The sequence below is a fragment of the Ruegeria sp. HKCCA4008 genome (assembly GCF_013033125.1).
GTDB lineage: Bacteria > Pseudomonadota > Alphaproteobacteria > Rhodobacterales > Rhodobacteraceae > Ruegeria.
The window spans coordinates 140294-163136 of record NZ_WQDM01000001.1; the positions used below are offsets into that span (position 1 = coordinate 140294).

Here is a 22843-nt window from a genome sequence, read left to right on the forward strand (position 1 = left end):
GCCGCCCACGGCCCTGGTAGCACGGGCCATGGGCGGAGCGGGGGGCTTAGTGATCCCGGTTCTTCAGCAGCTTCAGTGCCGAAAGCAGGTTTGCCTTGTCATCGGTCCATGGCAGCGCGCCGTCGGTTTCGACGATTTGCCAGTTTCCATCCTGCGCAAAACTCTCAATTCGGGATTTGTCGGGGCTCAGGATCACAACGCTGCTGGTGGCGGCTCCGGTTTCGACCTGCTCTTCACCCACGGCCAGCCGCTGATGCGCAGCGGTCAGGTTCAGGCTGTCGGCAATTCGGGCCAAAGGCTGGACCAGATCGTAGAACCGGTTTGTGATGTGGAACACCAAAACCCCATCATCGGCCAGGCGGCTGGTATACATCTCTACCGCCTCGCGTGTGATCAGGTGAAGCGGAATCGCGTCCGAGCTGTACGCATCCAAAACCAGGATATCGAAGGCAAAAGGCTTTTGCTTCAGAACGATCCGGGCATCACCCAGATGGGTCTCGGAATCGGGCGTGCATTCCGACAGATAGGTGAACAGCGAAGAGTCGCGTGCGATCTGGTCAACGGTCGCGTCGATCTCGAAGAAGTCCCAGTTTTGCGCAGGCTGCCGATAGCAGGCCAGTGCACCTGTTCCAAGACCGACAATTCCGATGCTGTCGGATTGCATGCCGAAGTCCGACGTGATGACCTGCGCCATCGGTCCTTCGGGGTGATAATAGGACAGCGGTGTGGGTCGAGTGCCATATTCGGATTCGCGTTGCCAGCCATGCACCGTGGTGCCGTTCTTGTAGACACGGTAGCCCTCGCTTGAATACACCGAATGCACGCCGAAAAAGCTGCGATCTTCGAACACCGGATTGTTCTTTACCGCAAATGCGGGCAGCAGAACGACGGTGAGAACCACAGGGATGCGCATGGCCTGTGCCCGGAACAGGTACAGCACCGCGAATATCAGCGCGAACAGGGCACCTGCACGCGGGATGTCCGCGCTCAGCGCCGCGACGCCGCGTGTCGCACCTGCGATGACGAGGATGAAAACACTTGCCGCGATGCCCATGATGACATGGCGAGGGGCAAATCCCGGCGCGCGGACAAGAAACAATCCTCCGGCCAGGATCATGGTGATTGGCGCCTCCAACTCACGTGTGAAGGCAATCGGCGCAAGGATCGAGTTGAACAGCCCGCCAATTGCTCCGCCCACGGAAAGGGCGATGTAGAACACGGTCAATTGCTCGGCGGATGGGCGCATGTCGTACAGCAGGCGGTGCGCAAAAAGGGCGATGATGAAAAGCACCGGGACATAGAGCAGAATAACCACCGGCGCGTCATGCTCGCTGACCACCTTGGACACCAGTACGACACCCGCCGCCAGCGCCGCCAGCATGGGCAGGTTCAAGGCGTCAAGCGTCAGGTGTTTCCATTTGGCAAAGGCGACGATGAAGGACAGGATATAGACCGCCAGCGGAACAACCCAGATCAACGGGAGAGCACCCAGATCCGTGCTGACCCGCGTTGTGAAGGACAGCATCAAGGACGAGGGGATGAAGGCGACGAACACCCAGACAGCGATCTGCCGCAGGGTCGGGAAACTGGCCCTGAGCGCCGTTTGGGCCGACGGCTTCGTGTGCCGTGATCCCCGCAAGGCGATCATGCCACTGCTAAGCAAAAGCGCGCCGAACAGCACGAAGCCGATCAGCCAGGCACGGCTGATCTCGGCCGCGCCAAAAAATGGATCCGCAACCAGGGGGAAGGCCAACAACGCCAGCAAGGATCCGACATTGCTGGCGCTGTAAAGGAAATACGGATCATCCGCCGAAGGCCCGCCCGACCTGGCGTACCAGGCCTGCAACAGGGGCGCATTTGCCGACAATACCGCAAAAGGTACACCCACACCTACGGCGAACAGGCCAAGCGTTTGCAGCGCAGTCGAGGTCGAGGCGTCATAGCTCCAGCTTTCGCTGGTGGACAGCGGCAGGAAAGTCAGCGCCGCCACCCAAAAGGCAAAATGGGCGATGATCTGCCAGCGCAAAGGCAGAAACTTGGTCAACAGGTGCGCGTACACATACCCGAGTATCAACACCACTTGAAAAAACAGCATTGCGGTCGTCCAGACCGCCGGGGCGCCGCCGATTTTTGGAAGAACCAGTTTGGCAAAAAGCGGCTGGACAAAGAACAGCAGACTGGCGCTCGTGAAAATCGCCGCGCAGAAGATCGCAATGGTTGCTGATCCGAATCTGGACGTCTTGGGAACGTCTAGGTTGGAAATACTCACGTTTGCCACCCGGGTTGTTGTGTTTGACGAAGGAGTTAAGCGGGGATTCCGCCCGAATTATGGCTCAACACAGTAAAATGTTTGGCTTCTGGTCGGATTGTTCTCGAAAGCAAGGGTAAAATGGGCGCCTTCAATTCTGGCAAAGCTTTGCTGATGCCAGACTTGTGATTGTCAGATTTCCAAAACCTGTGAGAATTGGAGTGAATATTACAGAAGGAATACCGACATGCGTAGCTTGATACTTGCTTCAATTTTTTCGCTCGGAGGGGCTTTGGCCGCCATGGCTGACGACATCATCAAAGTTCAAACGAACAAATCCGTAGCCGAGGCGCTGGATGCGCTGGAAGCGGCGGTTGGCAACGCAGGGGCCACTGTCTTCGCCCGTATCGACCACGCGGCGGGGGCGGAAAAGGTCGGTACGCCCATCCCGGCCAATCAAGTGCTGATTTTCGGCAATCCTGCGCTGGGCACGCCGGCCATGCAGATCGATCCGCGTGCAGGGTTGTTCCTGCCGCTCAAGGTGCAGGCGTATGAGGATGGGAACGGTCAGGTCTGGTTGGCCTATGAAGACCCCAAGGAAACGATGGACGAGCTGGATGACGTCGAAAAGTCACCAGTCATCGAGAAGATGCGCGGTGCGCTCGCCAAGTTGACTGCTGCGGCCGCGGGTTAAGACCTTTTGGGTTATGCGCTTGCGCTTTTCACACGTGCAAGCGCGTTTCGCGCGATCAGGATGTGAAATGGCAGGATCGCAGCCAGGTACAGGCGCCCGCCAAGGTTATGGCGTCGGACCCACGTGGCCAGCGAGATGCGGCCGTTTTCCGACAGGACGGAAACCCGGAAATCCAGGTGGCGATCGTTGAATCCTGCGATCACCTCGGTCCTGCCATCATGTTCGACCGGGAAGATCCCCAGCTTATCGCCAGCATCCGGGCCTGTCGTGCTGAGGCCAAAGGGTGTCACCAGCAGGCCGCGCAGCCGAACCAGTGCCATCGCCCATCCGGGGAACGCGGTAATGATTCCCGCGGCCCGGCGCGGCGGAAGATTGGATTCAACACTGAAGCAGTCCAGAAAGTCGCCGGTTTTGTACCGTTCGTTCAGCAGGCTGTGCGCGGACAGTTCGGAACGCTTTACCGGCGAATGAAACACTGCGCTATCCTCTGAGCGTGGTCAGAGCCTCTTTCAGATCAATCGCTCCATCATAAAGCGCGCGGCCGGAAATGGCACCGTTCAAAGCTGCGCCACAATCGCGCAGGGCGATCAGATCGGCGATCGAGGACACGCCGCCAGATGCGATGACCGGAATATCGACCGATTTGGCAAGCTCTGCGGTGGCCTCGACATTGGGGCCCTGCATCGCGCCGTCCCGGTTGATGTCGGTGTAGATGATCGCGGCGACGCCCGCGTCTTCGAAGCTGCGGGCCAGATCGGTTACCTGAACGTCGGTTTCTTCGGCCCAACCCTTGGTGGCAACCAGACCGTTGCGCGCGTCGATGCCCACGGCGACCTTGCCGGGAAAGGCTTTGGCCGCTTCGCGCACCAGATCTGGGTTCTCGACCGCGACCGTGCCCAGAATCACGCGGGCCAGACCTTTGTCGATCCAGGTCTCGATCGTGGCCATGTCGCGGATGCCGCCTCCCAATTGCGCGGGCACGTCGCAGGCTTTCAGAATCGCTTCGACCGGGGCGGCGTTGACCGGCTCACCTGCAAAAGCGCCGTTCAGATCGACCAGGTGCAGCCACTCGCACCCGGCCTCGACAAAGGCGCGGGCCTGTGCGGCGGGGTCTTCGTTGAACACGGTGGCCTTGTCCATTTCGCCACGCAGCAGGCGCACGGCATTGCCGTCTTTGAGGTCGATGGCGGGGTAGAGGATCATGTCGGGTGGCCCTATATCTGTGTTGCACGCGCGGGATATCGCATAGGCGGGGCAGGGGATGCAACGCGACGCTGGGTCATTCTTGCCCGCCGCTGGCTGCCGGGTCAGACTGCCATCAAAACAGGGAGACAATCATGAAGAAATTTACGTTTGCAGCGGGTTTGATGTTTCTTGCGACCAGCGCGATGGCTGCGGATCCCGTCGACGGTCTGTGGAAGACTGCACCCGGTGATACCGGCGGCTATCTGCACGTGACGATTTCCGGATGCGGCAGTGCGATCTGCGGAACCATCGACAGCGCCTTTGATGCGGATGGCAACGAGCAGCTGGAATATGAAAACCTGGGCAAGCAGATCATTTGGGACATGGTGCCCGATGGCGGCGGAAGCTATGACAGCGGCAAGATCTGGGCACCGGACCGGGACAAAACCTACAATTCTAAAATGTCACTGGACGGCCAGAACAAACTGACCGTCAAGGGATGCGTGGCGGGCGGTCTGATCTGTCGCGGTCAAACCTGGACGCGTGTTCAGTAAGCCTCAGGGTTTCCAGGTCAGGAAGTTGCCCAGCATGCGCAGGCCGACGTCTTGGCTTTTCTCGGGGTGAAACTGCATTCCAACCATCGTGTCACGGCCAATCACGGCCGTGACCTCCTGCCCGTAGTCCACATAAGCCAATCGCTGTGCCGGGTCGGACACCCGGAAATGGTACGAGTGGACGAAATAGGTGTGATCGCCGGTTTTCACCCCGTCGAACACCGGGTGATCGCTGTCCAGAACAAGATCGTTCCAGCCCATATGCGGCACTTTCAGCGATGTGTCTGACGGTTCGATCCTGACGACATCGCCGGCAATCCAGCCCATACCATCCGTTTCGCTGTATTCATGGCCTTTGGTTGCCATCAACTGCATGCCCACACAGATGCCCAGAAACGGGCGGCCTTTCTGTTCGACCGCCTCGACCATCGCGTCATAGATGCCCTTGTGCCCACGCAATTCGGCAGCGCATGCCGGAAACGCCCCGTCGCCGGGCAGAACCAAGCGATCGGCGCGTGCCACAACATCCGCGTCCGAGGTGACGACAACCTCACCGGCGCCGACCTCTTGCGCCATGCGCTGAAACGCTTTTTCCGCCGAGTGCAGGTTGCCGCTTTCGTAGTCGATAATGGCGGTCAGCATTTACAACGCGCCTTTGGTCGACGGAATCGCATCTGCCTTGCGCGGATCAGTTTCAACAGCGTCGCGCAGCGCGCGCGCGACGGCCTTGAAGGCGGCCTCGGCGATGTGGTGGCTGTTGAAACCGTGCAGCTGGTCGATATGCAGCGTGATGCCGCCATGGGTGCTGAGCGCCTGAAAGAACTCGCGCACAAGTTCTGTGTCGAACGCACCGATTTTCTGCGTCGGCAGATCCACATTCCAGATCAGATAGGGGCGGCCCGACAGGTCCAGCGCACAGCGTACCTGGGCGTCGTCCATCGGTAGGTGGCATTCTCCGTACCGCCGGATCCCTTTCTTGTCGCCCAGAGCCTGCGTCAAAGCCTGCCCCAGCGCGATGCCGGTATCTTCAACCGTGTGGTGATCATCAATGTGATAATCGCCCTTGGCGCTGATCGTCATGTCGATCAGCGAATGGCGCGCCAGCTGATCCAGCATGTGATCAAAAAAGCCAACTCCGGTCTGGTTGTCATACATGCCGGTGCCATCCAGATTGATCTCGACCGAAATTTCGGTTTCGGCAGTCTGGCGGCTGATCTTTGCGCTGCGCATGGGCGAATTCCTTTTGCTACAGGCGCGCTTATAGACGGGGAAGGTCGGGGTTTTCCAGACCGCGCGTTGCGATCGCTGCAAACTGTTGCAGGGGATTGCACCCGGCTTGGCCCCGTGTCAGCTTGCCAACAACACGAACCGATAGGGTCAAACCATGTCCACCTGCGTTTTCATCCAGATCCGTTGCAAGCCCGGAACCACCTACAAGGTCGCCGAGGAAATCGCCCTGCGCGAAATCCACTCTGAACTGTATTCCACCAGCGGTGAATATGATCTGCTGCTCAAGCTCTATATCCCCGAGACCGAGGATGTGGGCCATTTCATCAACGAACACCTGCTGGTGATTCCCAATATCGAACGCTCGCTGACCACAATGACGTTCAAGGCGTTTTAACCCAGTTCGAATGAGGTGACGCCAAAGACACGGCTCAGATCGATATCCGGCGCGCGGCCGGAATACATCCGGGCCGTTTCAAACACCTTTTCCAACCCGAGCTTTGCGGCCAGCGCAAACGCGGCCGTGTTGGGCAAAGGCATGTCGATGAAAACGGCGTCCTGTGAATGTTGGGGTGGCACGGTTTCCAGCAAACCGGCCAGCAGGGCTTCGGCGATGCTCTCGCGATCTGCAAAAAGCGGCCCGATCTTGTACCCTGTCCGGCAGGGGCGCAACGTTGCGTACCCCTTGATCTGACCATCCTCGGAATACACGCGGGACATATGGCCCGGCGCGCTGATCCAGCCCTGCAAGAACGCGTCGCGGCGGGCCGGAAAAAGGTGCCGGTCGTAGGCGAACAAAGCCTCGGACGCCGCCGTCAGGGGCTCAACGCCGGTTGATGGGGTCAGAGCCTGCTGCAACTTCTCTACAGTCGCCGTGAAACGATAGTTGTTATAGGCGAAAGAAAATCCCGAACTGCGGTAGTTGTGTTGCTGGTCGACGACCCCATCCAGACCGATGTTGTCCGTATTGCAGTTTTCCAAGGCGTGCTGCCAGATTTTCAGCCCGTGGCCCGATCCGCGAAACTCGGGCCGGACGATGTAGAAGCCAAGGAACGCAAATGCGTCATCATACTGAACGACCGAGATGGAAGCGATCATTTCGCCATCCAGGAATCCCCCGAGAAACCCGCGAGTATCCGTGCCGTGGAAGCAACGAGCATCGTGATGCCCCGGGTTCCACCCTTCGCGCCCGGCCCAATCAACGGCCTTTTGGACCTCGTCAACGGTAAGAGGGCGGATGACGTAATCAGACATGGGTGAATCCTGCGTTGGGCAATGCAACCAGAATGACGCAATGTCATGTGAAGAACCAGCATGTCTGGAGAATTTTGTATCTGGAGCGGGCGAGGCGATTCGAACGCCCGACCCTAACCTTGGCAAGGTTATGCTCTACCCCTGAGCTACGCCCGCATCAGATACATATGTGGTCCGAAGACCTCTCAATGGAGCGGGCGAGGCGATTCGAACGCCCGACCCTAACCTTGGCAAGGTTATGCTCTACCCCTGAGCTACGCCCGCGCCGTTGAGTGAGGAGGGATTTATAAATTCCCACGCGGGGCTGCAAGCGGAAAAACACAAAATAGAGGAAAAATATTTCGACGGAACCCGGCATCTGGCCCGTTCAATCTCAAACACGGATCAAAAAAGGACACAGGCAGAGGGGCTTTCATGATTTCTGTTGCAGACATGAAGATAATGGCGCTGGCCGCAATGATCTTGCTGGTCACCGCGATGCCGAAATCGGACGATCACGAACACGGTCAGATCACGCCCGTTTTGTCGAAAGCGCCCCATGTGATGATTACGGATCTGACGGGATAACACCCGCCAACCGAGCTACAGCGCCAGAATCAGGTTGGCGATGGCCGCAACCATAATGGCCAGGAACGTCAGGCTCATGCCAGCCTGCCGCAGGATGACGATCTGGGGCGTGCGCCCGAATCCGTAAGCGTGCAGCAGACGCCCGGCCAGCAACATCAAACCCAGTATATGCACAAGCAACCCTCCGGCGCCCTGCAACTCCACCATGGCGATCAGCAAAAGGGCGATAGGGGCGTATTCGGCGCAATTGGAATGTGTCCGTATCGCCTTGATCATCAATTTGCTGCCCCCATCCCCGACCGAGATTTTGTCGCTGCGGCGCTGAAGGATCACTTTGACGCTGAGTGCCACATAAAGAATAGCGATCAGGGCCGCATAGATCGGGGTGATAGCAAGCATGGTGGGTCTCCGTTCCAGCATAGAAAAAGGGCCGCGCGGTTTCCCGCGCGGCCCTTTGAACTGTAACCGGTTCGGCAGGTTATTCCAGCTCGACCAGAAGGTCCTTTGCGTCAATCTGGCCACCGGGCTGCACATGAACGGCCTTGACGGTCGCATCGCGCTCGGCGTGGATGCCGGTTTCCATCTTCATCGCCTCGATGGTCAGCAACATGTCGCCTTCCTTGACCTGCTGGCCCGCTGTTACGGCGACGGTGGCAACAACACCGGGCATCGGCGCACCGACATGATCCGGGTTGCCGACCTCGGCCTTGGGCCGCGCCTGCGTGGCCGAGGTGACCATGCGGTTCGGAACCCGGATCACGCGCGGTTGGCCGTTGAGTTCAAAGAACACTTTGACCTCGCCCTTTTCATCCGTTTCGCCGATGGCCTGACACCGGATTTCCAGCGTCTTGCCGGGGTCGATTTCCGCGGTGATCTCTTCGCCCGGCTCCATGCCGTAGAAGAAGGTGCGCGTTGGCAGGGTACGGACCGGGCCATAGACCCGGTGGCGACCCATGTAGTCCAGGAACACCTTGGGATACATCAGGTATCCGTTCAGATCCTCGTCATCGACCTCTTTGCCTTCCAGCTGTTTGGACAGCTCGGCGCGGGTGGCTTCAAGATCGACCGGGGGCACGTCCTTGCCGGGTCGCTGCGTATTGGGAACCTCGTCTTTCAGCACCTTCTTGATGATGGTCTCGGGGAAACCGCCCGGAGGCTGACCCAGATTGCCGCGCATCATGTCCACGACCGAATCGGGGAAGGCTACGTCGGTATTCGGGTCCTCGACCTGTTCACGTGTCATGTTCTGGCTGACCATCATCAGCGCCATGTCTCCAACGACCTTGGACGACGGCGTGACCTTCACGATATCACCGAACATCTGGTTCACGTCAGCATACATCTGGGCGACTTCGTGCCAGCGTTCTTCCAGACCCAGGCTGCGTGCCTGCGCCTTGAGGTTGGTGAACTGACCGCCCGGCATCTCGTGCAGATAGACCTCGGAAGCGGGGGCCTGAAGGCTGGATTCGAAGGCCGCATACTGGCCACGCACAGCCTCGAAGTAATCGCTGATTTCACGGATGGCCTTGATGTCCAGCCCGGTGTCGCGGTCGGTATGACGCAGCGCCTCGACAACCGTACCCAGCGTCGCCTGGCTGGTGTTGCCCGAGAAGCTGTCCATCGCGCAGTCAACTGCATCCACACCCGCCTCGGACGCGGCCAGAATGGTCGCGCTGGCAATGCCGGCGGTGTCATGAGTGTGGAAGTGTATCGGCAGCCCGACCTCTTCTTTCAGCGCACGGATCAGGATCTTGGCCGCGGCCGGTTTCAGCAGGCCCGCCATGTCCTTGAGGCCCAGAACATGCGCGCCGGCGTCGCGCAGCTCTTTCGCCATGCCGACATAATATTTCAGGTCGTACTTGGCGCGATCCGGGTCAAGAATATCGCCAGTGTAACAGACGGTACCTTCGCAAATCTTGCCGCTATCGACGACCGCATCCATCGCCACGCGCATGTTTTCGACCCAGTTCAGCGAGTCGAAGACACGAAACACGTCAATTCCTGTCGCTGCCTGGCGCACGAACTCCTGCACCACGTTGTCAGGATAGTTCGTATAGCCCACGCCGTTTGCGCCGCGCAGCAGCATCTGGGTCATCAGGTTCGGCATCGCCTCGCGCAGGTCCCGCAGGCGCTGCCACGGGCATTCCTGCAAGAACCGATACGCCACGTCGAAAGTCGCGCCGCCCCAGCATTCGACCGAGAACAGCTGCGGCAGGTTCGCCGCATAGGAGGGAGCCACCTTGATCATGTCGATCGAGCGCATCCGGGTCGCCAGCAGAGATTGGTGCCCGTCGCGCATGGTGGTGTCGGTGATCAGCAGTTGACGCTGCGCCTTCATCCAGTCGGCCACCGCCTGCGGGCCCTTCTGCTCCAGCAGGTTGCGCGTACCCATCTGCGGTTCGGCCTTCAGCGCCGGAGGCCTGGCCTCCTTCAGGTCGGCGCGCGGGCGCGGGCGGTCCTTGGTTTCGGGATGCCCGTTCACGGTGATGTCCGCGATGTAGGTCAGAACCTTGGTGCCGCGGTCGCGCCGCTTTTTGAAGGTGAACAGTTCGGGCGTCGTGTCGATGAACTTGGTGGTGTATTCATTCGACAAAAAGGTCGGATGCTTGAGCAGGTTGATGACGAAGTCGATATTCGTCGAAACCCCGCGGATACGGAACTCGCGCAGGGCACGGTCCATCCGAGAGATCGCCTTTTCGGGCGTGGGGGCCCAGGCCGTAACCTTAGTCAGCAGCGAGTCGTAGTAGCGCGTAATCACCCCGCCCGCATAGGCCGTGCCGCCATCCAGACGAATGCCCATGCCGGTGGCCGAACGATAGGCGGTGATCCGGCCATAATCGGGGATGAAGTTGTTCTGCGGGTCCTCGGTGGTGATCCGTGTCTGCAACGCGTGACCGTTGAGCTGGATATCCTTTTGGCTGGCCATGCCGGTCGCCTCGGCCAGCGTCTTGCCTTCGGCGATCAGGATCTGCGCCTGCACGATGTCGATACCGGTGACTTCTTCGGTCACGGTGTGTTCGACCTGTACGCGCGGATTGACTTCGATGAAATAGAACTTGCCGGTGTCCATATCCATCAGGAACTCGACCGTGCCGGCACATTCGTAATTGACATGCGCACAGATCCTGCGGCCAAGCTCGCAGATCTCGGCGCGCTGTTCGTCGCTCAGATACGGGGCAGGGGCGCGTTCCACGACCTTCTGGTTCCGGCGCTGGACCGAGCAGTCGCGTTCATACAGGTGATAGATTTCACCATGCTTGTCGCCCAGGATCTGCACCTCGACGTGGCGCGCACGAATGATCATCTTTTCCAGATAACCCTCGCCGTTGCCGAATGCGGCCTCGGCCTCGCGACGGCCTTCCAGCACTTTCTCTTCCAGCTCTTCTTCCGACTGGATCGGGCGCATGCCGCGCCCGCCGCCGCCCCAGGACGCCTTGAGCATCAGCGGATAGCCGATTTCGGCGGCCTCCTTGCGGATTGCGTCCATGTCATCGCCCAGAACTTCGGTGGCAGGAATGACCGGCACGCCGGCTTCGATGGCTACGCGTCGCGCGCTGGCCTTGTCGCCAAGCGCGCGCATGGTTTCCGCCTTGGGGCCGATGAAGGTGATGCCGTTCTTGACGCAGGCATCGACGAAATCCGGGTTCTCGGACAGCAGGCCATAGCCCGGATGAATCGCGTCGGCACCACATTGCTTGGCAACACGGATGATCTCGTCGATCGAAAGATACGCGGCAACCGGCCCCATGCCTTCACCGATCTGATACGCCTCGTCCGCCTTGAACCGGTGCAGGCCCAGTTTGTCTTCTTCAGCGTAGACGGCGACGGTTCGTTTTCCCATCTCGTTTGCTGCGCGCATGACGCGGATGGCAATCTCGCCGCGGTTGGCGATCAGGATCTTGTTGAAGTCTGTCATGATAGGTCCCGGTCTTTTGTGTATGGGCGTCTTATTGGGCGGAGAATACGCGCAGGTATATCCGTTCTTCTGGGTAGAACCGGCATGTTATCGCTCGCAAACGCCCTATGATCGCAGCGCCCTTATACTTTTGCTGCGCCGCAGCATCAAATGTTTAACGTTAACTCTCAATCTGACACAGGCTTGCCAGGCCCATCTGGCCCATATTTGCATGCAGGTCCTGCCTGAGAATCTCGATGACATGTGCAGGCCCCCGCGCGCCAAGTGCCGCGAGACCAAACAAAAAAGCCCGCCCGAGCATGACGAAGTCTGCGCCCAGCGACATGGCCCGCAAGATATCCAGACCGCCTTCGACACCGCTGTCGAAGATCAGGGGCAGGCGGGTTGCATCCCGGACATAGGGCAGAACCTCGATGCTGGCCGGGGCCGCGTCAAATTGCCGACCGCCATGATTCGACACCCACAAAGCATCGACACCGACCTGTTCCAGCCTGCTTGTATCCTCTGGTCGCAGGACACCCTTCAGGACAAGCGGACCGTCCCAATGGTCGCGCAGCCATTTGACATAGTCCAGATCCGGCGAGGTTCGAAGCAGGTAACCGATATGAGCCGTGGGCGGCAGATTTCCGGGGTTTTCGATATATTTGTCCAGCGTTCGCATACGCGGCACACCGTTGCGCAGCATGCCCATCGCCCAGGCGGGTCTTTGGGCGATCTGCGCCAGAATGCGCGGGGTCAGCTTTGGCGGTTGCCGCAGACCCGATCGTGTCTGCCTTTCCCTGCGCGATGCGACGGGAACATCCCCGGTGAGGACCAGGGTCTTGAACCCGGCCTTGCGGACCCGGTTCAGCAGGTCTTTTCGAATATCCGGATCCCGGGGCGGGTAAAGCTGGAACCAGGCATTGTCCCCAAGATGCGGTGCCATGTCTTCAGGGCTTTGGCTGGCTACGGTCGACAGGGTATAGGGAATACCCGCCTCTGCGGCCGCGCTGGCAAGCAGTTGCTCGGCGCGGGGCCAGACCAGCCCGGACATTCCGATCGGCGCGATTCCGAACGGCAGCGGATACGAAGCGTCGAGAAACGTCTTTGACGTATCAAAGTCCAACTCACCATGCAGGATCGAGGGGCAGAGGCGCACCTCATCCAGCGCCTGGCGGTTCCGGTGCAGTGTCGTTTCAATCCCGGTTCCACTGTCGATATACTCCCACACGAAATGCGGCAGACGACGGCGCGCACGGTGTTTCAGATCCGGTATGCCGGGATAGGTGCTGTGCAAGTCCATGCAGATTGATCCGACCTGCCATGCGATTCGGCAAGTTTTTTTGAGCTGCATCCTTAGGTGGTTGCCGGTGTTCAGGCGGCGCATTTTTGGTCTGGTTCCTGGTGCCGCTTGCAACATGCACCTGGTTGCGCCCCTTGTCCTTGGCGACATAAAGCGCATCGTCTGCCGCGCGCATCAGGTCCTGCGGCATGGTGCCGTGGGCCGGGTAATGTGCGACCCCGACCGATATCGTAATGCGAGGCAATGCCTTCTCGCCATATCGTACGGTTACGGCTTCAACCGCCTGGCGCAGTTGTTCGGCGCGGGTCACGGCATCTTCGGGGCTGTTGTCAGGCAGGATCAGCATGAACTCTTCCCCACCGATGCGGCAGGCGACTTCATCCCGGTCGCACCCTTGCTCCAAGGCGGCGCCGACGGCGCGCAACACCATGTCGCCCGCATCATGCCCATGAGTATCGTTGAACTTCTTGAAGTGATCCACGTCCACCGCGATCAGGCTTAGTGCGGCGCCCGTCTGCTGGCTGCGGCTGATGGACTTGCGCAGCATCTCGGTCATATGGCGGCGATTGAACAGCCCGGTCAGCGGATCTCGTACCGATTGGTCGTGCAGCTGATCCCGCATGCGGACATTGGCGATCGCCATACTGATCTGTTCGGCGCACAATTGGGCGAGCTTGCGGCTCTTGTTGAAGCAGTCTTCGCGCCCCTCAAGTGCCCGCAGATGCAAAAGACCAAAGGTTTCGCCATGGGCCAGAATGGCAAAGCAGAAATAAGGCCGCCCGTCATGCGGTTCGGCGTGTTCGCAGACAAAATCAATCTCGGATGCGCCGAACTCGTAGGTCCGGCCGCGCCGCAAGCCCCAGCATCCTTCGGGATGAATGTGGGATTTATGGGATCCACCGTTCCAGCTGGCGCAGCCATCCAGCACGTCGCGTGAGTTTGAGTAGACGTACACGCTGCCTTCGGCCTCTGGCAGGATATGGGTCATGAAGCGAGACACCATGTCGAACAGTTCATCCAGCGACCGGCTTGATTGCAGCCATTCGTTCAATTCACCCAACAGGCGGACCTCTCGGGCCAGGCGCAGTTGCTCGTCCATCAGCTCCCTCTCTTTCTGGGCCCGTTTGCGAAGGTCGCGAACCTGACGACGGTTGGTGCGGTGGACAATCAGGATGACAGTCGTCAGCGCCAGCAGGGCGACCCCGCTCAGCAGCGCCAGAGACAGGCGAACGCGCGTGATGAACAGGTTCCGCAGGTCGGTTATGTCGGAATAGAACTCGATCGCGCCCATGAACGTCGCATCCTTGATGATCGGCGTATAAACCTCGGCCACATGGCGGCTGCTCAGTTCCGTATCACGGGAATTGTCGACAACAAAGGAATCAACTTCGGTAACCGGCTTCTCTTCGTGTTTGTAAAAAAGGCCCCCAGCGGCGATGATCGACTGGAAATAGGGTTTCGTATTCACGAAGCCGACGTCGCTGGCTCGGGTCGACCAGAACACCTACGCCGAAGCATCAAACAGCTTGAAGCGGTAAATGTCCGTGGTTTCGGGCAGTAGCTCCAGAAACTCCCGGTCATGATCGGTCAATGCGTGAAAACGGAATGTCTGTTCAAGATCGTTCAGATGGCTTTCGAGCTGACGGCTCATCCGCATCGCGTTTTTTCGCAGGTCTGCTTCCAGCATGCGATCAACCACTGGCGCCGGGGCGGCATAGATACCCCAGCCCGCTGCTGCCGTCAGCGCGAGCAGCATCAGGGCCACGCCTATCATTTTAAGCCTCGAGGACTGACCCGTCAGTTCCGCCTGTTTCATTTGTCCGCTCCCACTACACTCTGCCAAACATCCCAGTCAGGATTTGACAGAGAGTTAACGGGGGTGCGGGGCGGTGGTGTGTTTGTTTAGAATTGAATGCAAAAAGAAGTGCGGAAAGTCTGTGAACAAGCAGTGAACAAACCCTTTCCCTTCGCGCTTATCCGGCGTAGTTTGGGGCCATGAGCAGTTTTGACGAAATGGACGCCTTCGAGGGCGCATCGCTGTCGGCGCGAGCCATGGCCGTGCACCCTTCGCCCTATCTGGATGAACTGAACCCGGCGCAACGGGACGCGGTCGAGCGTCTGGATGGCCCGGTTCTGATGCTGGCAGGTGCCGGGACGGGCAAGACCAAGGCTCTGACCACCCGGATCGCGCATCTTCTAAACACTGCGCGCGCACGTCCGAATGAGATTCTGTCGGTAACCTTCACCAACAAGGCCGCGCGCGAGATGAAGGAACGGGTGGGCCGCCTGCTGGGGCAGCCCGCCGAGGGGATGCCATGGCTGGGTACCTTTCATTCGATCTGCGTCAAACTGCTGCGCCGCCATGCGGAACTGGTCGATTTGAAATCGAACTTCACCATACTGGATACCGACGACCAGCTGCGCCTGCTCAAGCAGTTGGTGCAGGCCGCAAATATCGACGACAAACGCTGGCCTGCGCGGATGTTGCTGGGAATCATCGACGATTGGAAGAACCGTGCGCTGACACCCGACAGGGTGCCAGCCTCCGATGCCGGCGCCTATGACAACAAGGGCATTGAGCTCTATGCCCAATATCAGACCCGCCTGCGCGAATTGAATGCGGTGGATTTCGGCGATCTGCTTCTGCACATGGTTACGATCTTCCAGACCCATCAGGATGTTCTGGAGCAATACCAGCGCTGGTTCCGCTATATCCTGGTGGACGAGTATCAGGACACCAACATCGCCCAATATCTGTGGCTGCGCCTGCTGGCCGGAGGGCACAAGAACATCTGCTGCGTCGGCGATGACGATCAGTCGATCTATGGCTGGCGCGGGGCCGAGGTGGGCAACATCCTGCGCTTCGAAAAGGACTTTCCCGGCGCCCATGTGGTGCGGCTGGAACAGAACTACCGCTCGACCCCGCATATTCTGGCGGCTGCGTCGAACGTCATTCGCGGCAATGAAAACCGCCTGGGCAAAGAACTGTGGACCGAAGCCGAGGAAGGTCACAAGGTCCGCCTGATCGGCCATTGGGATGGCGAGGAAGAGGCGCGCTGGATCGGCGAGGAGATCGACGCGATGCAGGGCGGTACGCGCGGAATTCGACCGATGAACCTTGATGAAATCGCGATCCTCGTGCGCGCCAGCCACCAGATGCGCGCCTTCGAGGACCGGTTCCTGACCATCGGCCTGCCCTACAAGGTGATTGGCGGCCCGCGCTTTTACGAGCGGATGGAGATTCGCGATGCCATGGCCTATTTCCGGCTGGTGGTCAGCCCCGAGGATGATCTTGCGTTTGAGAGAATCGTAAACACGCCAAAACGCGGCCTTGGCGACAAGGCGCAGCAAACCATCCAGATGACCGCGCGCGAAAATGGGGTGTCACTGGTCGAAGGGGCTCGGATTGCGGTTGATAACGGGCTGATCAAGGGCAAGGGCGGCAAGGCGCTGCGCGAACTGATCGACGGTCTGGCGCGTTGGAATGCGATGACGCGTGGGCCACGGATCGAGGTGGACGACGATTCGGTGATCGATGACGGTTCGCCCATGCGGTTCGGCGCGCCCGAGCATACGCATATCGAACTTGCGCAGATCATTCTCGACGAATCCGGCTATACTGCCCACTGGCAGAACGACAAGACGCCCGAAGCGCCGGGACGCCTTGAAAACCTCAAGGAACTGGTGAACCAGCTCGACAATTTCGAAAACCTGCAAGGGTTTCTGGAACATGTCAGTCTGGTCATGGACAACGAACAGGACAGCGACGGCGCCAAGGTTTCGATCATGACCCTGCATGCGGCCAAGGGGCTGGAGTTTCCCGCCGTCTTCCTGCCGGGCTGGGAAGACGGGCTGTTCCCCTCGCAGCGGTCAATGGACGAATCCGGGCTCAAGGGGCTCGAGGAAGAGCGGCGCCTGGCCTATGTCGGCATCACCCGTGCCGAAGAAGTGTGTACCATTTCTTTTGCCGCCAACCGGCGGGTGTTCGGGCAGTGGCAGAACTCGATGCCCTCGCGCTTCATCGACGAATTGCCGGAAGATCACGTTGAGGTCCTTACGCCTCCGGGTCTCTATGGTAGCGGCCAGCCCGCTGCGGGCATTGAAACCCGCGCGGCCGAAGCGAATGTCTACAACTCGCCGGGCTGGAGACGGATGCAGGCGCGCCAGGGGCAACACGGCATGTCGCAGCCGCGCGAATCCCGCAACACGGTGATCGACGCGACCGCAGTGGCCAGTTTCACGCTGGGGGAACGGGTGTTCCACCAGAAATTCGGCTATGGCGCGGTTGTCGGGATCGAGGGCGACAAGGTCGAAGTCGAATTCGACAAGGCAGGCACAAAGAAAGTGGTCTCACGCTTTCTGACCAACAAGGATGACGTCCCGTTCTGAGGCGTCATAGCCCTTCGACCAGAACCAGATTGGTCGAGGCGGTGGCTTGCCGGATCTTCGCCAGCTCGATGTAATCAGGGTCATCTTTCCAGGCTTTCGCCGCGGCAAGGTCCGGAAATTCCATCAGCACAATGCCACCTTCGTGCCAATCGCCTTCTATCCGTTCGACCGGTTTCGATGAAACCGTGAGCAGGCGGCCTTTGTGACGGTCGAAGATCGGCATGAAACCCGCCAGATAATCCTGATACCCATCCGGGTCGTCGATATCGATCTGCGCGATGAAATAGGCGGCCATTGTTTCCTCCGGATCAGAAATCAGAGGGCCATCTTACACCTATGTCAGAAAAACAAAAAAACGGCGGTTCCCAGGGAGGAGGAAGGGGAACCGCCGTTTTGTCAACATCAGAGCAGGGAGGAGGAGAGCCCCGATGTATTCGAACCCGGGGTTGAGCCCGGTATGGAGAAGACGCGGCGACGTCAGGGAGGAGGAAGGCGTCGCCGCGCGCTTTCAACATCAAGGCAGGGAGGAGGAGAGCCTCGATGTATCAGGATCCGGCGGGTTGAGGCCGGTATTTGGTGCGGCAACGTCAGGGAGGAGGAGAGACGTTGCCGCTGATAACAGACCCTAAGGGAGGAGGAAGGGCCTGATCTCGGTGTTCGTGGCGCGCTTATTGCGCGATGTGATCGTTGGCGGCCTGCATGGCCACCCGGCGGATCATGGACCGGTGCAGGCCCAGATCGGCCAGTTCACGGTCCGACAGTCCTGCCAGCTCATTGACGGTCTGGCGATACATACGATAGCGGGCAAAACGCGCCTTTGCGTTTTCGATCAAAGTTGCGATTCCGAACGCCGGTGCGCTCTTCGAGGCTGTATGTGTGCTTGCGACTGCCATCTCATCATCCGTATTTATCTGCTTTGCCGATTACGCTCGGCCCTTGCTTGAGGTTGAAAATAGGCAAATGCTGCGATTGCACAATAGGTCGCGTCGTCAATGCTGCTATGCAGCAAGCGCATAGATTGGTTCAGTTTTTTCCTTCAACTCGAAATGCGCCTTGAAACATTGGGCCTTCCCTTGGGTCACGGGTGACAGCGGAAACATGGCCTTCTGATGGCTTGCCCTTTAATTGAGCGGTGTTGGTTGGAATTTGTGCGCAACAAAACAATTCTAGACGTGCGTGTGACCGAAGCGTCAGGCAAAGCACGGCGGTTCAGCTGTTCCTTTATGCCCAGTTTGCCGGTTTCGCAGGTCGCAGGGCCTATTGCCTGAACGCCACGGGATTTCATGGGCTGATGTGGTTGTCGGGGGTGAAGTCCCGTCGGAATTGCGCGCGAAAAGCGAATGATTCTGCGAGATCGCTACCCAAGGATGCTGGGTTTTTCCAATCAAAACTGCAATTCTTTTGATTTTTTGGGAAATCGTGGGAAAAAAATTTCAACCTCAAATTATCTATATATAGGGGGTGTTGTGTTACTCTGCCCTATAGTTGGTGTTATTGCGTTCAAGTTTCATGGTGGTATTGTTCCTGAGGCGTGATTCATGGAACACGGTTCGCAAAATTCCTGTTGATTTCCATGAATTCCCATGGCATCCCTTGTACATCCGATGAGGACGAGGCAGCAGGGGCACCAAACGACCCCGACCAAAAACAATCAGGTTTCATACAGGCATCTCGCTTTCATCAATCAAGAGATCCGGCGCGCGGGCGAGCAGACATCCCCCCAGGTGGCGCGTGCAGCTGGACATCCCGCAAAGCGGGTCAATGCGGCGGGTTGATCAGTGGCAGCAGATCAACCCGCCGTTTTTCATCCGGGGGGAACGCGAATTTCAAGTGGGGCGCAAGCGAAAGGGACAGTCGTCTTGGCGCGCAGGTTTAGAGGTGAAAGCCACCATAAGGTGGATGCGAAAGGCAGGGTGTCGATCCCGGCCTCGTTTCGCCGCGTGCTTGAATCCTCCGATCCCAACTGGCAACCCGGCGACAATCCAGAGCTTGTGATCGTCTACGGGGATCATCGCCGCAAATACCTGGAATGCTATACCATGCAGGCCATCGACGAGGTCGATGCCAAGATCGACGCGCTGCCACGCGGTTCGATGAAGCGCAAGATGTTGCAGCGCCTGTTCCACGGGCAGTCCTTCCCGACCAATGTCGACGAAACCGGGCGGCTGGTCCTGCCCGCAAAGCTGCGCAAGAAGATTGGTCTTGAGGCAGAGGCGTTTTTTATCGCCGCCGGGGATACTTTTCAGATCTGGAAGCCCGAGACCTACGAATCCGAGGAACTGGCGGCGACCGAGGAATGGCTGGACGGCCTTGGCGACGATGTTGATCCGCTGGAATTCCTCGATGAAGTCGAGGGCGGGTGACGGCATGGCGGCCGCGGATCACCCACAACCGGACGCGCCTCACATCCCTGTCTTGCTGCGCCCGCTCCTGGCGGCGGTGGCGCCGGTCACGGGCGTGTGGCTGGACGGAACCTTTGGGGCCGGGGGCTATACGCGCGGCTTGTTGGAGGCCGGCGCCGAAAAGGTGATCGGCGTGGATCGCGACCCGCTGGCTTTTGAGATGGCGTCAGACTGGGCGGGCGCCTATGGCGGTCGGTTGGTCATGCAGCCCGGCGTGTTCTCTCGTATGGATGAATATGCGCAGAACCTGGACGGCGTTGTTCTGGACCTTGGCGTTTCCTCGATGCAGCTGGACCAGGCCGATAGAGGGTTTTCCTTCATGAAGGATGGCCCTCTGGACATGCGCATGAGCCAGGATGGCGAAAGCGCTGCCGATCTGGTCAATACCGCGACCGAGGCGCAACTGGCCGACATTCTGTTCCACTATGGTGAAGAGCGCGCCAGCCGCCGGATTGCCAGGGCAATCGTCAAAGCGCGCGCGGAAGAGCCGATCGCCACGACCCTGCGTCTGGCCGAGATCATCGAATCCTGCCTGCCGCGTCCCAAGCCGGGTCAATCCCACCCGGCCACGCGCAGCTTTCAGGGGCTGCGGATCGCCGTGAATGCGGAATATGAAGAGCTGTTTCAGGGGCTGATGGCCGCTGAACGTGCTTTGAAGCCCGGCGGGCAACTGGCCGTTGTCACTTTCCACTCCATTGAAGACCGAATGGTGAAACGGTTTTTCCAGTCCCGCGCGGGCAAGACGGGGCGCGCGAACCGCTATGCGCCCGAGATTGAACAGGAACAGCCGCAATTCACATTGAAGACCCGCAAGGCGGTGGGGCCTGACGAACAGGAATTGCAGGAAAACCCGCGCGCGCGCTCGGCCAAACTGCGCGTGGCGATCCGAACCGATGCTCCGGCGGGGGAAATTGAAGCGCGGGCCATCGGGATGCCGCAACTGGGGGGAAGGGCAAGATGAAGAGTGTTTTGTATGTGTTGACTGCTCTGTCCGTGTTCGGTTTGGCGTTGTGGGCCTATCAGGAAAACTACCGGACCCAGCAAGTGGTAAAGGAAACCCAGTCTTTGCAGCGCGAGATCGGAATGGCACAGGTGCGCTTGGCCGTTCTGAACGCGGAATGGGCCTATCTGAACCGCCCGGACAGGCTGCGCGAACTGGCCGACCTGAACTTTGAACGCCTTGGTCTGCTGCCGTTGCGGGCCGAGCAGTTCGGACGCGCGGATCAGATCGCCTATGCCGAAGACCCGGACCTGCCCGTCGTTGATCCGATTGAATTGCAGGCCATCACCGACATTCAGGCTTTGGGCGAGGTGCAAATTCCATGACACGCACCCCTCTGCGCCCCCTGGCCCGAATCCTGGATGCCCGCGCGCGGGGCGAAAACCCCAAGGCAATCGAGCGCGAAAACATCCGCAAGCGTCACGAAGAAATGAAAGATCGCGCCCGCGCCCGTGCCGAAGGGCGTCTGCTGGTGCTGGGCCTGTTCTTCTTCTGCGCTTTTTCCGTTGTCGGCTTCCGCATGGGCATGCTGGCGACCTCGGAAGCACAAGAGCCTCTGGCCAGCGCACCGGGCGCGGCGATTGCCATGCAGCGCGCCAACATCGTCGATCGCGAAGGGCGCATACTGGCCACCAATCTGGACACCTATTCCGTTTACGCGCAGCCCCCTTTGATGATCGATCCCGTCGCCGCCGCAGAGCAGTTGGTTGCGATTTTTCCTGATCTGGACAAAGAGCGGCTGATCAAGGACTTCACCGGCAACCGCAAGTTTTTGTGGATCAAGAAACGCATTTCGCCCGAGCAGAAGCAGGCCGTGCACGACATCGGTGATCCCGGCATCCTGTTTGGCCCGCGTGAAATGCGGCTTTACCCCAACGGGCGGCTGGCCGCTCATATCTTGGGCGGGTCCGGTTTTGGTCGTGAAGGCGTCAGCGCCGCCGAAGTGATCGGCGTGGCCGGTGTGGAAAAGCAGTTCGACGATTATCTGCGCGATCCGGCCAACGGCAACAAGCCGCTGCAACTGTCGCTGGACCTGACGATTCAAGCCGCAGTCGAACAGGTTCTCGATGGCGGTATGAAGATCATGAATGCCAAGGGGGCCTCGGCCGTTCTGATGAACGCGCATACCGGCGAGGTTATTTCCGCTGCTTCGCTGCCTTCTTTTGATCCGAATGACCGTCCGCGCCCGCCGACATCGGGCTTTGACCCCTCGGACAGCCCGCTGTTCAACCGTTATGTGCAAGGCGTGTATGAACTGGGCTCTGTTTTCAAGATTTTCACCGCGGCACAGGCCGTTGAACTTGGATTGGTGAATTCGAACACCATCATCGATACGTCCGGGCCGATGAAGATCGGCCGCTTTCCCATTGGCGAATTCAACGGCAAGAATTACGGCAAGATCAGCGTGGCGGATGTGATCGTCCACAGCTCGAACCGAGGCACGGGGCGTCTGGCCCTGCAAATCGGGGCCAAACGGCAGCAGGAGTTTCTGGACGCGCTTGGCATGTTCGATCCGACCCCTTTCGAGATCGTTGAGGCCAAGGGCGGTGTGCCGCTGAAGCCGAAGAAATGGGGCGAGCTCAGTACCGTGACAATTTCTTATGGCCATGGCCTGTCGACCAGCCCGATGCATCTGGCCGCGGGATACGCGGCGATTGCCAATGGCGGGCATTACGTCAGCCCGACCATTCTGCGCCAGAACGGCCCGCAATACGGGCCTCGTGTCATGTCGCAGAACACTGCACGGCAGGCGCAAAAGATGCTGCGCAAAGTGGTAACGGACGGCACCGCCAGTTTCGCCGAGGTCAAGGGCTATGACGTGGCGGGCAAGACCGGTACGGCCGACAAGCCCAAACCGCGCGGCGGGTACTATGATGACAAGGTCATTGCCACCTTCGCGACGATCTTCCCGGCCTACGATCCGCAATACGTTCTGATCGTGACGTTGGACGAACCTTCGATCGTGGCCTACGGTGAAAAACGCCGCACGGCCGGTTGGACCGCCGTGCCTGTTGCCGCCGAACTGATCGGACGCGTCGCACCGTTGTTGGGGTTGCGTCCCCGGCTTGAGCCTGAGGCGGGCGCTGCTATAACGCTGACCTCAAACTAGGCTGTCCGGCAAGAG

General features: G+C 59.3%; 22 protein-coding genes and 2 tRNA genes. 9 read left to right on the forward strand and 15 right to left on the reverse strand.

What is annotated here, in order from left to right; genetic code table 11:
* Window positions 1-46: 46 nt before the first annotated feature.
* On the reverse strand, window positions 47-2269 hold the full coding sequence (locus GOW60_RS00720; RefSeq protein ID WP_371813313.1) for a fused MFS/spermidine synthase: 2223 nt from the start codon (window positions 2267-2269) through the stop codon (window positions 47-49).
* Window positions 2270-2549: 280 nt separating this feature from the next.
* On the opposite strand from GOW60_RS00720, the gene GOW60_RS00725 reads away from it, so the two are divergent.
* Window positions 2550-2942, forward strand: coding sequence for a DUF302 domain-containing protein (locus GOW60_RS00725; RefSeq protein WP_171116471.1), 393 nt, complete (start codon window positions 2550-2552; stop codon window positions 2940-2942).
* 11 nt (window positions 2943-2953) lie between these two features.
* Here GOW60_RS00725 and GOW60_RS00730 read toward each other — a convergent pair whose 3' ends face one another.
* Window positions 2954-3418, reverse strand: coding sequence for a DUF2867 domain-containing protein (locus GOW60_RS00730; RefSeq protein ID WP_171227885.1), 465 nt, complete (start codon window positions 3416-3418; stop codon window positions 2954-2956).
* 4 nt (window positions 3419-3422) lie between these two features.
* Window positions 3423-4145 (reverse strand): 1-(5-phosphoribosyl)-5-[(5-phosphoribosylamino)methylideneamino]imidazole-4-carboxamide isomerase, encoded by a 723-nt coding sequence (hisA, locus tag GOW60_RS00735; RefSeq protein ID WP_152458684.1) that lies wholly within the window; start codon window positions 4143-4145, stop codon window positions 3423-3425.
* A 134-nt stretch (window positions 4146-4279) separates the two neighbouring features.
* Between hisA and GOW60_RS00740 the strand changes: the two genes are divergently transcribed.
* The gene (locus GOW60_RS00740; RefSeq protein ID WP_152458683.1) at window positions 4280-4681 is read left to right on the forward strand and encodes a DUF2147 domain-containing protein; all 402 of its coding nucleotides are present in this window, start codon (window positions 4280-4282) and stop codon (window positions 4679-4681) included.
* A gap of 3 nt (window positions 4682-4684) precedes the next feature.
* Here the strand turns inward: GOW60_RS00740 and hisH are convergent, their stop codons facing one another.
* Both hisH and hisB read right to left on the reverse strand, forming a co-directional pair.
* On the reverse strand, window positions 4685-5323 hold the full coding sequence (gene hisH, locus GOW60_RS00745) for an imidazole glycerol phosphate synthase subunit HisH (protein WP_171227886.1): 639 nt from the start codon (window positions 5321-5323) through the stop codon (window positions 4685-4687).
* Window positions 5324-5911, reverse strand: a complete 588-nt coding sequence (hisB, locus tag GOW60_RS00750; RefSeq protein ID WP_152458681.1) for an imidazoleglycerol-phosphate dehydratase HisB — start codon at window positions 5909-5911, stop codon at window positions 5324-5326.
* 154 nt (window positions 5912-6065) lie between these two features.
* Here hisB and GOW60_RS00755 point away from each other — a divergent pair, with 154 nt between their 5' ends.
* Window positions 6066-6305 carry an Lrp/AsnC family transcriptional regulator gene (locus GOW60_RS00755; protein ID WP_050602861.1) on the forward strand — a complete coding sequence of 80 codons (240 nt, stop codon included), beginning with the start codon at window positions 6066-6068 and terminating at the stop codon, window positions 6303-6305.
* On the opposite strand, the gene GOW60_RS00760 is transcribed toward GOW60_RS00755, so the two are convergent.
* From GOW60_RS00760 to GOW60_RS00770, 3 genes are all read right to left on the reverse strand, one after another.
* The gene (locus GOW60_RS00760; protein WP_171227887.1) at window positions 6302-7162 is read right to left on the reverse strand and encodes a GNAT family N-acetyltransferase; all 861 of its coding nucleotides are present in this window, start codon (window positions 7160-7162) and stop codon (window positions 6302-6304) included. The genes GOW60_RS00755 and GOW60_RS00760 overlap by 4 nt on opposite strands.
* An 81-nt stretch (window positions 7163-7243) precedes the next feature.
* A tRNA-Gly gene (locus GOW60_RS00765) sits at window positions 7244-7318 on the reverse strand.
* Between the two features lie 33 nt (window positions 7319-7351).
* Window positions 7352-7426, reverse strand: a tRNA-Gly gene (locus GOW60_RS00770).
* 150 nt (window positions 7427-7576) lie between these two features.
* On the opposite strand from GOW60_RS00770, the gene GOW60_RS00775 reads away from it, so the two are divergent.
* Window positions 7577-7729 carry a hypothetical protein gene (locus GOW60_RS00775; RefSeq protein ID WP_171114892.1) on the forward strand — a complete coding sequence of 51 codons (153 nt, stop codon included), beginning with the start codon at window positions 7577-7579 and terminating at the stop codon, window positions 7727-7729.
* 15 nt (window positions 7730-7744) lie between these two features.
* On the opposite strand, the gene GOW60_RS00780 is transcribed toward GOW60_RS00775, so the two are convergent.
* The 5 genes from GOW60_RS00780 to GOW60_RS21385 form a co-directional block, all read right to left on the reverse strand.
* The gene (locus GOW60_RS00780; protein WP_171227888.1) at window positions 7745-8128 is read right to left on the reverse strand and encodes an MAPEG family protein; all 384 of its coding nucleotides are present in this window, start codon (window positions 8126-8128) and stop codon (window positions 7745-7747) included.
* Between the two features lie 79 nt (window positions 8129-8207).
* Window positions 8208-11645, reverse strand: coding sequence for a pyruvate carboxylase (locus GOW60_RS00785; RefSeq protein WP_171227889.1), 3438 nt, complete (start codon window positions 11643-11645; stop codon window positions 8208-8210).
* Between the two features lie 160 nt (window positions 11646-11805).
* Window positions 11806-12927 carry an alpha-hydroxy acid oxidase gene (locus GOW60_RS00790; protein WP_171227890.1) on the reverse strand — a complete coding sequence of 374 codons (1122 nt, stop codon included), beginning with the start codon at window positions 12925-12927 and terminating at the stop codon, window positions 11806-11808.
* On the reverse strand, window positions 12821-14431 hold the full coding sequence (locus GOW60_RS00795; protein WP_371813314.1) for a diguanylate cyclase: 1611 nt from the start codon (window positions 14429-14431) through the stop codon (window positions 12821-12823). The genes GOW60_RS00790 and GOW60_RS00795 overlap by 107 nt, the downstream gene beginning before the upstream one ends.
* Window positions 14432-14743, reverse strand: a complete 312-nt coding sequence (locus GOW60_RS21385) for a hypothetical protein (RefSeq protein WP_371813315.1) — start codon at window positions 14741-14743, stop codon at window positions 14432-14434.
* A gap of 179 nt (window positions 14744-14922) precedes the next feature.
* On the opposite strand from GOW60_RS21385, the gene GOW60_RS00800 reads away from it, so the two are divergent.
* Complete coding sequence (locus GOW60_RS00800) at window positions 14923-17316, forward strand: ATP-dependent helicase (protein WP_171227891.1); 2394 nt, start codon at window positions 14923-14925, stop codon at window positions 17314-17316.
* 4 nt (window positions 17317-17320) lie between these two features.
* Here GOW60_RS00800 and GOW60_RS00805 read toward each other — a convergent pair whose 3' ends face one another.
* Both GOW60_RS00805 and GOW60_RS00810 read right to left on the reverse strand, forming a co-directional pair.
* Complete coding sequence (locus tag GOW60_RS00805) at window positions 17321-17611, reverse strand: DUF1330 domain-containing protein (protein ID WP_171227892.1); 291 nt, start codon at window positions 17609-17611, stop codon at window positions 17321-17323.
* A gap of 373 nt (window positions 17612-17984) precedes the next feature.
* Entirely contained in the window at window positions 17985-18209 is a 225-nt protein-coding gene (locus GOW60_RS00810; protein ID WP_152458673.1) for a DUF1127 domain-containing protein, read from the reverse strand.
* Between the two features lie 966 nt (window positions 18210-19175).
* On the opposite strand from GOW60_RS00810, the gene mraZ reads away from it, so the two are divergent.
* From mraZ to GOW60_RS00830, 4 genes are read left to right on the forward strand one after another with little or no spacing between them, the layout of a single operon-like run.
* On the forward strand, window positions 19176-19679 hold the full coding sequence (gene mraZ, locus GOW60_RS00815; protein WP_171227893.1) for a division/cell wall cluster transcriptional repressor MraZ: 504 nt from the start codon (window positions 19176-19178) through the stop codon (window positions 19677-19679).
* A gap of 4 nt (window positions 19680-19683) precedes the next feature.
* Complete coding sequence (gene rsmH / locus GOW60_RS00820) at window positions 19684-20679, forward strand: 16S rRNA (cytosine(1402)-N(4))-methyltransferase RsmH (protein ID WP_171228339.1); 996 nt, start codon at window positions 19684-19686, stop codon at window positions 20677-20679.
* On the forward strand, window positions 20676-21044 hold the full coding sequence (locus GOW60_RS00825) for a cell division protein FtsL (protein ID WP_152458671.1): 369 nt from the start codon (window positions 20676-20678) through the stop codon (window positions 21042-21044). The genes rsmH and GOW60_RS00825 overlap by 4 nt, the downstream gene beginning before the upstream one ends.
* Window positions 21041-22828, forward strand: coding sequence for a penicillin-binding protein 2 (locus tag GOW60_RS00830; RefSeq protein ID WP_171227894.1), 1788 nt, complete (start codon window positions 21041-21043; stop codon window positions 22826-22828). Before GOW60_RS00825 ends, GOW60_RS00830 begins: the two co-directional genes overlap by 4 nt.
* Window positions 22829-22843 lie beyond the last annotated feature (15 nt).